Source organism: Defluviimonas salinarum (genome assembly GCF_026013545.1).
GTDB lineage: Bacteria > Pseudomonadota > Alphaproteobacteria > Rhodobacterales > Rhodobacteraceae > Albidovulum > Albidovulum salinarum.
Genome location: NZ_JAPDOG010000019.1, coordinates 70,889 through 79,401, shown reverse-complemented (window position 1 = coordinate 79,401; position 8,513 = coordinate 70,889). Strand labels below are relative to the sequence as shown.

Here is an 8,513-nt window from a genome sequence, read left to right as displayed (position 1 = left end):
AACGCCCACTCATCGTCCGACATCAGGTCTCGTGCCAAGCTGGTCTCCATCGCAGATACCAGCTTGAATCATGATCAGGCGTCCGTGTGAATCCCTTTTGTCAACAGGCCCTAGCGATATGAAGATACTTCGGAATTATCATTACGAGAGTTTCTCCGATTTACCGAAGCGCCCTTGTAGGTTGACCAACTCTCAAGTATATACAGACCAGTCTGTATGGAGAGAGCTATGACCGCCAGGGCCGAAGCGACTCGCGAGCGCCTGCTCAAGGCTGCCAAGCAGCTTGTCATGTCCAAGGGCTTCGCGGGGATGTCGATCGATGACGTGCTAAGAGCGACCGACCTCACCAAGGGCGCCTTCTTTCACCACTTCAAGTCCAAGGCGGACCTCGCCGACCAGCTTATGCGTTGGTATGCGGAGAACGACATGAAGATGTTTCGCACTCTCCTCGCCGAAGCCGAGGCCGCCCATGATGACCCGCTCGACCAACTCCTGAAATTCTTGACGGATTTCGAAGCCTACCTTTGCGATCCTGAACACCCGCCGCGGGGCTGCATGTATGCGCTTTACACCTACGAGGACGATCACTTCGAAAACGCGGTGAAAGATTTCGTTGCCGAAACGCTCAGGACGTGGACGGCTATGTACATCCGCAAGTTCCAGGAGGTCATCGACCGCCATCCGCCGGCACGGCATGTCTCTGCAAAGCAGCTGGCCGAGATGTTTGTCGCTGTGATCGAGGGCGGCCTGATCCTCGAACGCGCCCACAAGAACCCAGGCATGGCTGCGCGCCAGTCCGAGCAGTTCCGCTCCTACCTGGAGCTTTTGTTTCCCAGCGCCCCGCGCGAAAGGGCCGCCTGAGTCCGGATGTCTTGTCCGCATAATCCTCTGTTTCCCAGCGTCCAGATCACGCGCTTGCTGTCCTTCACGCTCAGTGGATTTCTCACCACGTTCTTGGCACATTGCGATGCCGTCGAGGGAGGGCGGCAACTACTCCATCTGATAAAGTCCGCAGCCGGGTCCCAATCAGACGATCGAGCTTTGATACTTGAAGGGGTCGCGTTTCGTCATGGCCGGAGGCTACGAGGCCGCCCTGCCCGTCTTAACCAGATTTCTTCTGACAGCGCCGCGGGTGCCTATTCAGCCAGCTGACACCTATATTGTTGTAGAAATTGGCGGCAGGCGCGATGAATTCGGGGATCCCGCTGCCCAAGTCTTCGACGACGCTATCGAACAAAGAGTTCTATTGTGTGCCGGTCTGGAATCAGAAATATCTTTTCAAGTTGGTCGGCATACCTCTCAATTTCTCGGTTCCTGCTCTCAATTAGGCTCCGGTCGTTCGCTGCAAGCCAGTTAGAAACCCGCTTCGACGGGAACGTCACTTGGGCAACCGCCGATCGGTCGCAAAGATGAATGCGTGGCCGACTGATCGAAATACGGATAGCATTCTCTGCATCATAAAGACTCACTCTGGAAAGCGTTTTCATGCCTCTGGAGCCAGACAGAGTCCTATTGTCCGAAATCCTCGGCTCCCTGTCGCTTGCGACGGATCTGGCGGACGGTCAGCCTCAGGGCTCCGCTATGGGATCGGCGCTGATTGCAACGCGCGTCGGGCAAAGGATGGGCCTCGGCAGCGCTGAGCTGACGGAGCTCTACTGGTCGACTTTGTTGCGCTTTATGGGATGCACGGCGACGGCGCATGAAATCGCTCCGGCCGGGTTCGGCACCGAGCAGGGCGTCAACAATGCATTCACCCGTAGCGACCCTTACAATCTCGACGAGATGCGACGGGTACTCGATGCCAGCCTTCCCACGGACGTCGACCCGGCCGAACGACGGGCGCGGATCGAGGCACTCGCCCAATTGCGTGATGACGCCTACTATTTCGTCGGCCAGCATTGCAACCAGGCCAAGGCGCTGGCACAGCGGCTTCCGGTGCCAGAAGGGGTGTCGACGATCGTTTCGATGCGCCATTCGCGCTGGGATGGAATGGCGCCCTTGCATCCTTCGGGAAACGATCTTCCGTTGAACGCCCGGATCATGGAATTCGCCGTGGCGATGGAACTGCACCGGCGCGCCGGAGGACTTCGGACAATGGCAGAAGTTGCGGCGACACGGTCTGGCGGTCAGTTCGACCCCGACGTTGTCACAGCCTTCCTCGTATCGCCAGAGGAGATCGCCGCCGGATCGGGGCATGGGATCGATTTCGACCTCTTCAAGTCCGTCGAGCCGGGCGGACCGATTTCCATCGCCCAGAAGGACATCCGAACCGTGGCCGAAGCCTATGCCGATTTCATTGACATCAAGTCGACTTGGTATCTGGGCCATTCCCGGAAGGTGGCTGGCCTCGCCTATCGCGCGGCCTTGAATGCCGGGGCCGAGGAGGACGTTTGCGACGCGATTTTCAACGCCTCATTGCTGCACGATCTGGGCAAGTCGGCGATCCCGAACGGGATTCTTGAAAAGCCGACGCCGCTGACGCGCATGGAAGAGATGCAGTTGCGCTCGTTCTCATTCCATACCGAACAGATCCTGGCGACGTCCTCGGTCTTCGATCCGCTCAGGGAAATGGCTTGCTCGGTGGAGGAGCGTTGCGACGGATCAGGATACCACCGTCACATTCATCTCTCCGAGCGAGGCGCTTCGCTGATCGCTGTCGCGAATTTCTATGACGAACTGACCCGCGACCTCCCCATGCGGGAAGCGATGAGCCCCGGCGATGCGGCGGATGTCGTTCTCGCCGAGGCCTCGGCTGGGCGGTTTCCCAGGGACGCTACGCGGCATGTGCTCGAGAACGCGTCGCATGGGCGGACCTTGGGGGCGGCGGCGCTCCCGGACGGCCTGACCCCACGCGAGGCGGATGTGCTTCGGCACATCGCAAAGGGCCTGTCGATGAAGGAGATTGCGCAGACACTTTCGGTCTCGCCCAAGACCGTCGACAATCATACGCAGAACATCTACCGCAAGATCGGCGCAAAAAGCCGGGCGACCGCCGCGATCTACGCCATGCAGAGCGGAATCTTCTCCACATAGGGAATTACCCCTATGGTTCGGTGCCCGGCCCGCCCGGTACGATCTCCCCATCGGTAACCGGCTGGAAAGTATGGATTTCCGCCAGAAGCCAAGGGAGAGAGCAATGCTTGAGCATGTGGGACATCTGTCGGTCGAGGCCGCCCGCAAATTTGGCAGTCGCGAAGCACTGGTCTTCGAAGACCGAACCTTCAGCTTTGCCGAGCTTGAGGATCTGATCGGCCGCGCGGCGGCCGGACTGGAGGGCATCGGAGTGGGCATGGGTGACGTCGTATCGCTCTACGCGTCGAACTCATGGGAATGGGTGGTCAGCTACCACGCGGTGCAGCGGCTCGGCGCGGTCGTCAACCCGGTCAATGCGATGTTGACCCAGCCCGAGCTGGAATACGTGGCAAACGACTGCGCCGCGAAGGCGATCATCCTGTCATCCGATCATCATGACAGACTTGACGGGCTGAAGGCCCACACCGGCGTTTCGGCATTCGTGTCATTTGCCGCGAAACCGCCTAAAGGAGTGACTGGCTTCGGCGCGCTCATCAACTCGGGCCGTCCGGTGCCGACGCCAGCCAGCGTCCCGCCAGACGCACTTTCGACCATCGCCTACACGTCCGGAACAACCGGACATCCGAAGGGCGCGATGCAGCCGCATAAGGCCGTGCTGCTGAACGCCAAGTCGATTTTCCTGATGCAGGGCCGGCACACGGACGACATAGGCTTCTCAGCTCTGCCGCTGCCGCATGTCTACGGCAACGTCCTGATGAACGGCATGTTCCTGACCGGCAGCAAATTGGTGCTGCATGCCCGTTACGAAGCGGAAAAGGCGCTGAAGGCCATCGAGAAGTACCGCATCACGATCTTCGATGGCGTGCCGACGATGTGGATGTTTCTCCTGAGCGCACCGTCGCTGCAGGCCAGCGACACCAGCTCGCTCCGCCTCGGCTGCACGGGGGGACAGACTATTCCGGTGTCGGTGCTCGAAAGGATCGACGCGGCCTTCGGCATCGAGATGCACGAGGTCTGGGGCATGACCGAGATCGCCGGCGCAGGCTCGTCTTCAGTTTCGGGCGGGCTTCACAAGCCAGGCTCGGCCGGCGTCGCCTTCCCCTATTGCGAGTTCAAGGTGGTCGATCCCGAGGAGGTGACGCGAGAACTGCCACGCGGCGAGACCGGCGAACTGATGTTCCGAGGCCCCCTCGTGATGCAGGGCTACTGGGGAAACCAGGCCAAGACCGCCGAGACCATCGAGCCCGACGGCTGGCTGCATACCGGCGACCTCGGCTCCATCGACGAGGACGGGTGCATCTACGTGATCGATCGGCTCAAGGATCTGATCATCACCGGTGGCTTCAACGTCTACCCGGCGGAGATCGAGCGGGTGCTGGCGGCACATCCCTCGGTCGCCTTGGCCGCGGCGGGCCGGCAACCCGATCCCGTCAAGGGCGAGATTGCCAAGGCCTACGTGATCCTCAAGGACGGCGCAGAGGCTGATGCGAAAGCGCTGATGTACCATTGCCGCTCGAATCTCGCCGCCTACAAGTGTCCCCGCAAGATCCAGTTCGTCACGGATGTCCCGCGGACCAGCTCCGGCAAGATCATGCGACGCGAACTGGCCACGATCAATGACGAGCCCGAAGAGTTGGCGCTCGCAAGCTAACCTCCGGCGCAAATTGGGAGTACAAGGGCCGCCAAATCAAGAGGTGGCCTTTGGCATGGCTCCGATCGCTAACAGGCCGCAGAAATAGTTGGCGTGCTTGGAGGTTTTCCCTTCGAACGGACGGAGGCCATGCGTGTCCATCCCATGCCGTCGCGTTTCCTGCGCATGCGACGCTGGTCTTCGGCTTCATTTTACCAGCAACCGGGGCAGCCTGGCGAGGTTGTTGGCGGCCAAGACCCTCAACGGCCTCACGCCTTACGAATACATCTGCAAGGTCTGGATTTCAGAGCCCGATCGATTCATCGTGGATCCGATCCACCAGATGCCGGGACTGAACACCTGGACTACCTTGGACGTGCGTCATTTGGGCATCCGCTGCGAAGGTGATGCCGCCACCCTGAACGACCCCTGTGTCAGCTCGTTTTCATGTGATGCTTCAATTATTTCAGTGCCGATGGTTCTGGCACGGACCGGCATTGGGGATGGACCGCGCCCCGGGCGCGGGCACCATCGGCCACTCCATGTTTCAAATACTCGAACGGAAATGCGGAGCTGAAGCAAATGAAACGAAGTACGTGCCCACGCGACATCAGTCAGAAAAGTCCGCTCCCTACAAAGGCTCCATTGAAATCCGTGAAGGAGCAAACAGATGAAAGCCGTTAACGACCTCTACCATTCGCTGACACGCATGCGGGAAGAACGGCGCAACTACCGCATGGTAAGCGACCTGCCGGCCCATATCGCAAACGACATCGGCCTCCGCGTCGATCACGATGCGCGCCGTGCCTATCGGCCCTGACGACGCCATTCCCTCCCGAGCCGCCATAATACCAGCGACGGAGCCTTTCGGGCTGGCGCGATTCAAGTGTTCACACATTACGGAAGATCAGCCCGTCTCTGATCGAAGATCGGCCGAACGGCGCGCCGCCGACGCCCGTCCCAGCTGGCCCGCCCGTCACGCCGCCGCCGGAAGGATCCGCTGATCGGCATCATCGAAATAGAACGCGGCGGCGGCATCGAAGCCGAGGCTGATCCGGCTGCCCACTTCGGTTGCGTTCTGCCCGAACAGGCGGACGGTCAGCGTCTCGCCCTGGTCTGTCCTGACGAGAAGGTTCGTGTCGCCGCCAAGCCGCTCGACATGCGTGACCTCTCCGCTCAACTGCCCATCGGCTCTGAGCGTCAGGTGTTCGGGCCGGATGCCGAGCGTCCTGCCGGCGGCGAGGCCGGACACGGAGCGGTCCAGGAAGTTCATCGAGGGCGATCCGAGAAAGCCCGCCACGAACCGGTTGGCCGGATTGTTGTAAAGCTCCATCGGGCTGCCGACCTGCTCGATCCGCCCGTCGCGAAGAACCACGATCTTGTCCGCGAGCGTCATCGCCTCGATCTGGTCGTGAGTCACGTAGATCATCGAGGCCGAGAGCGTCCGGTGCAGCGCGGCGATCTCGACCCGTGTGTTCATGCGGAGCGCGGCATCGAGGTTGGAGAGCGGTTCGTCGAACAGGAACAGCTTCGGATCCCGCACGATCGCCCGACCGATGGCAACCCGCTGACGTTGTCCGCCGGACAGTTCGGCCGGGCGGCGCGTCAGATACTGGTCGAGATCGAGCATCCGGCTGGCGCTGGTCACGCGCTCTTCGACGATGGATTTCGGCTGGCCCTCCTGCTTCAACCCGAGGGCCATGTTGTCCTTGACCGTCAGGTGCGGATAGAGCGCGTAGGATTGAAAGACCATCGCGATGCCGCGCTTCGCCGGCGGCACGGTATTGACCACCTCGTTGCCGATCGTGATCGTGCCGCTCGTCGCGTCCTCCAGCCCCGCGATCACCCGCAGGAGCGTGGACTTGCCACAGCCTGACGGGCCGACGAAGACGACGAACTCGCCCTCCTCAACAGTCAGGTTGATGTCCTTCAGGACATGAACCGATCCGAAGGACTTGTTGACGTTCTCGAGTTTCAGGGCGGTCATGAGCTTTCTCCCAGATGGACGGTTTGCCCGGTGCGAATGCTTTCATCGGCGGCCAGGCAGATACGCAGCGACTGCACCGCGTCATTCATGTGGCGGGTCAGGTCGGCATCGCTTCGGATTGCATCGACGATCCAGCGCTGTTCGGCGTCGCAGAGTTCCTGATGGCCGGGCTCTTCCGGCAGGGCGATCAGCCTGTCGCCTTCGCGGCGATGCACCAGGAGGCCCCCGACCTTGGTGTGTCCGTCAACATCGTCTGAGGCACCCCTGTCGCCATCCGTGATCGACACGGCGCCATTCGGGCTGACGATGTCCTTCACGAAGAATGCGGTCTCGGACATCATCGGACCCCAGCCCGCCTCGTACCAGCCGACCGAGCCGTCGGCGAAGATCACCTGAAACTGGCCATAATTATACATTTCGGCGGGGATCTCTGCCGAAAGCCGTAGTCCCATCCCATGCACCCGAACCGGCGGCGCGTTGGTGACCTGGCACATCACGTCGACATAATGCACGCCGCAATCGACGAGCGGAGACGTCGTTTGCATCAGAGCCTTGTGCGTCTCCCAGGTCGGGCCATCGGATTGCTGGTTGAGGTTCAGGCGGAACACGTAAGGCCCGCCGAGCGCGCGCGCCTCCGCAATGAGGCGCTGCCATCCCGGATGGTGCCGCAGGATGTAGCCGACGCCGAGTTTGCGTCCGTGCCGCCGGGCCGTCGCGACGACCCGTTCGGCCTCGGCCGCGCTGGTCGCGAGCGGCTTCTCGACGAAGACATGCGCCCCGGCCTCGATCGCCGCGACAGCATAGTCGGCATGGCTGTCGGTATAGGTCGCGATGACCACGAGATCCGGCCTGGTCGCTGCCAGCGCGGTCCGGAAGTCCCGGTGCATCGGATAGCGTGCCAGCGCCGCGGGCAGGTCGACGGCCGAGCGGTTGACCAAAGCCACGATCTCCACGTCCGGGTTTGCATGGTGCGCCAGCGCATGGCTGCGCCCCATGTTTCCCAGCCCGGCGACCAGCACCCTCATTTGACCGCACCCGAGGTGATGCCGCGGATCAGCTGGCGCGAGAAGAACACATAAAGGATCATCACCGGCAGGATCGCCATCGACAGTGCCGACAGGACCGCGTTCCAATCGGTCACGAACTGGCCGATGAACACCTGGCTGCCGAGCGTCAACGTCTTGGTCTCTTCCGACGGGGCGAGGATCAATGGAAACCAGAGATCGTTCCAGATCGGGATCATGTTGAAGACCGCGACCGTGGCCAGCGCCGGGCGTACGAGCGGCAGGACCAGCCGGAAGAAGATCATGTACTCGCTGAGCCCGTCTATGCGCCCGGCATTCTTCAGATCGTCCGACACGCCTTTCATGAATGCCGACAGGATGAAGACGGCCAGCGGCAGGCCCTGCGCGGTATAGACGAGAATGAGCGCGGTCAGGGTGTTCACGAGGCCGGTCGCGACCATCATCTCGAGGATCGCGACGGTGCCGATCCGGATCGGAATCATGATGCCGAGCGCGAGGTAGAGCCCCATAAGTGTGTTGCCCCTGAACCGGTACTCCGCCAGCGCGAAGGCCGCCATGGCGCCGAACAGAAGCACCAGGAACAGCGAGACCACCGTCACGATCATCGAATTCTGGAAGTAGAGGAAGAAATCGCCCTGTTTGAGCACCGTCTCATAACCGATCATCGAGAAGCTCTCGGTGTTCGGCAGCGCCATCGGCTCGCGGAAAATCGCCTTGCGGGTCTTGAAGCTGTTGATCAGGATCACGAAAACCGGGAAGAGCGCGATCAAAGTGTAAAGGACAAGCGCCCCATGTGCCGCGATGGTCGTGCCGGGATTGCGTCGTGCCTTGTTCATGG

General features: G+C 61.3%; 7 protein-coding genes and 1 pseudogene. 5 read left to right on the top strand and 3 right to left on the bottom strand.

The window, feature by feature from the left end; genetic code table 11:
- The first annotated feature begins 228 nt into the window (after positions 1–228).
- The 5 genes and pseudogenes from OM960_RS18190 to OM960_RS18170 all read left to right on the top strand — a co-directional run bounded on the left by OM960_RS18190 (position 229) and on the right by OM960_RS18170 (position 5,483).
- Complete coding sequence (locus OM960_RS18190; protein WP_263339600.1) at positions 229–861, top strand: TetR/AcrR family transcriptional regulator; 633 nt, start codon at positions 229–231, stop codon at positions 859–861.
- Positions 862–1,581: 720 nt separating this feature from the next.
- Positions 1,582–3,033, top strand: a complete 1,452-nt coding sequence (locus OM960_RS18185) for an HD domain-containing phosphohydrolase (RefSeq protein WP_264772940.1) — start codon at positions 1,582–1,584, stop codon at positions 3,031–3,033.
- 103 nt (positions 3,034–3,136) lie between these two features.
- A complete protein-coding gene (locus OM960_RS18180; RefSeq protein WP_264772939.1) occupies positions 3,137–4,684 on the top strand; it encodes a class I adenylate-forming enzyme family protein in 1,548 nt (515 codons plus the stop codon).
- 232 nt (positions 4,685–4,916) lie between these two features.
- Positions 4,917–5,024, top strand: a pseudogene (locus OM960_RS18175) (IS481 family transposase); the annotation flags it as partial.
- Positions 5,025–5,333: 309 nt separating this feature from the next.
- Positions 5,334–5,483 (top strand): hypothetical protein, encoded by a 150-nt coding sequence (locus OM960_RS18170; RefSeq protein ID WP_263339609.1) that lies wholly within the window; start codon positions 5,334–5,336, stop codon positions 5,481–5,483.
- A 156-nt stretch (positions 5,484–5,639) separates the two neighbouring features.
- Here OM960_RS18170 and OM960_RS18165 read toward each other — a convergent pair whose 3' ends face one another.
- The 3 genes from OM960_RS18165 to OM960_RS18155 are packed head-to-tail and all read right to left on the bottom strand — an operon-like array spanning position 5,640 to position 8,511.
- Positions 5,640–6,650, bottom strand: coding sequence for an ABC transporter ATP-binding protein (locus OM960_RS18165; RefSeq protein WP_264772938.1), 1,011 nt, complete (start codon positions 6,648–6,650; stop codon positions 5,640–5,642).
- Entirely contained in the window at positions 6,647–7,675 is a 1,029-nt protein-coding gene (locus OM960_RS18160) for a Gfo/Idh/MocA family protein (protein WP_264772937.1), read from the bottom strand. The genes OM960_RS18165 and OM960_RS18160 overlap by 4 nt, the downstream gene beginning before the upstream one ends.
- Positions 7,672–8,511 carry a carbohydrate ABC transporter permease gene (locus tag OM960_RS18155; protein WP_263339615.1) on the bottom strand — a complete coding sequence of 280 codons (840 nt, stop codon included), beginning with the start codon at positions 8,509–8,511 and terminating at the stop codon, positions 7,672–7,674. Before OM960_RS18155 ends, OM960_RS18160 begins: the two co-directional genes overlap by 4 nt.
- Positions 8,512–8,513: the final 2 nt, after the last annotated feature.

What these genes read in the sequence shown, in the direction of transcription:
- OM960_RS18190 (WP_263339600.1), top strand. Translation starts at nt 229, where the DNA reads ATGACCGCCAGGGCCGAAGCGACTCGCGAGCGCCTGCTCAAGGCTGCC.
- OM960_RS18185 (WP_264772940.1), top strand. Translation starts at nt 1,582, where the DNA reads ATGGGATCGGCGCTGATTGCAACGCGCGTCGGGCAAAGGATGGGCCTC.
- OM960_RS18180 (WP_264772939.1), top strand. Translation starts at nt 3,137, where the DNA reads ATGCTTGAGCATGTGGGACATCTGTCGGTCGAGGCCGCCCGCAAATTT.
- OM960_RS18170 (WP_263339609.1), top strand. Translation starts at nt 5,334, where the DNA reads ATGAAAGCCGTTAACGACCTCTACCATTCGCTGACACGCATGCGGGAA.
- OM960_RS18165 (WP_264772938.1), bottom strand. Translation starts at nt 6,650, where the DNA reads ATGACCGCCCTGAAACTCGAGAACGTCAACAAGTCCTTCGGATCGGTT.
- OM960_RS18160 (WP_264772937.1), bottom strand. Translation starts at nt 7,675, where the DNA reads ATGAGGGTGCTGGTCGCCGGGCTGGGAAACATGGGGCGCAGCCATGCG.
- OM960_RS18155 (WP_263339615.1), bottom strand. Translation starts at nt 8,511, where the DNA reads ATGAACAAGGCACGACGCAATCCCGGCACGACCATCGCGGCACATGGG.